Consider the following 1,307-nt stretch of genomic DNA (forward strand, 5'->3'; position numbering starts at 1 on the left):
CGCAGCCGGGCAAGTACACGGTCGCGGTCGCGCAGGCCGACGGCGCCCAGGCGACCGCCACGGTCACCGTCACCCGCGCCGGCGGCATCATCGGCACCATCATCGACTGGCTGTGGGATCTCATCTCCGGCTGGTTCTGACACCGACAGGCGGTCTGACCGCCTGATGCACACGAAGGCCGCCGGGAAGTGATCCCGGCGGCCTTCGTCGTCGTGCGACGGCGCGGATTCAGGGCGTGACGACCTCGACCTCCGCCTGCGCGAGAGCCGAGGCGAATGTCGACGAGGGCGGAGCATCCGTGACGAGATAGTCGGCTCGATCGAGCGTCGTGACCTGTGCGAAGAGCCGCCTGCCGAACTTCGACGAGTCCGCGAGGATGGCGGTGCGGTCGGCGCGCTGGATCATCTCGGCCATCATGTTCGCGTCACCCATGTTCGACGTCGAGAACCCCGCTTCATCGATGGCGCCCACGGCGATCAGCGCGAGATCGCAGCGGATGTCGACCTCGGGGCCGCCCGGGGTCATCATGAAGGCGACGGGGCCCGTGGTGGCCTGGGTGATGGCCCTGACCGCGCCGCCGAAGACATACAGGTCACGGAATGCGGAGGGCGCGATCTCGGCGGGGATGCGCAGGTTGTTCGTCGCGATCGTCAGATCGCGGTGATTGCGCAGCGCCCGCGCGAGGGCGAGCGTCGTCGTGCCGGCGTTGAGCATCACCACCGCGCCGTCGTCGATCATCCCGGCCGCGAGGCGGGCGATCTTCTCCTTCTCCTCGGTCTGCAGTCGCAGGCGCACATCGAGCGCACGATCCTTGAACTGCCCCTCCGCGCTTACCGCGCCTCCGTGGGTGCGGATGACGACGCCTTCGCGGTCGAGCTGGTCGAGGTCGCGGCGGATCGTGTCGATCGAGACGTGGAAGTGCTCGGCGAGCCCGCCCACCGTCACCTCGCCGACCTGTTCGACGTAGGCGGCGAGATCGGCCTTCCGGCCCGCGGGGAGCCGGCGCTTGGGGGACGGTGGGGTTGCTTCCATGCACACATCTCTAGCACAGGTCCGCACAGAATCCCGCAGACATCGGCAGAAAGCGGCATCCCGTCGGGTGGTCGACCCATTCCGTCCTCTGCGGGAAAACAGGGCTACGATGACGAAATCTGTAGTTACAACTTGGCAAGAACGCAAAGATGCTCTTGACGTTCCCGCAAACTACGGCATAACATTGCTCAAAACCGCACGAACAAGCATCGAAGCGCGTATGCGGCACGATCTCGAAGAGGAGAAGTGATGATCACAGTGGGGAGTGGGCGACG

Annotated in this window: 1 protein-coding gene; it reads right to left on the reverse strand. The window is 66.2% G+C overall.

Annotation, left to right across the window (positions count from 1 at the left end):
- Positions 1 to 228 precede the first annotated feature (228 nt).
- Entirely contained in the window at positions 229 to 1,032 is an 804-nt protein-coding gene (locus J7E68_RS19155) for a DeoR/GlpR family DNA-binding transcription regulator (protein ID WP_215175127.1), read from the reverse strand.
- Between the last annotated feature and the right edge of the window lie 275 nt (positions 1,033 to 1,307).

This window comes from Microbacterium sp. ISL-103, from assembly GCF_018613995.1.
Classification (GTDB): Bacteria; Actinomycetota; Actinomycetes; order Actinomycetales; family Microbacteriaceae; genus Microbacterium.

Bases quoted from the DNA above. Each gene is read 5' to 3' on its own strand.
- J7E68_RS19155 (WP_215175127.1), bottom strand. From the start codon at position 1,032: ATGGAAGCAACCCCACCGTCCCCCAAGCGCCGGCTCCCCGCGGGCCGG.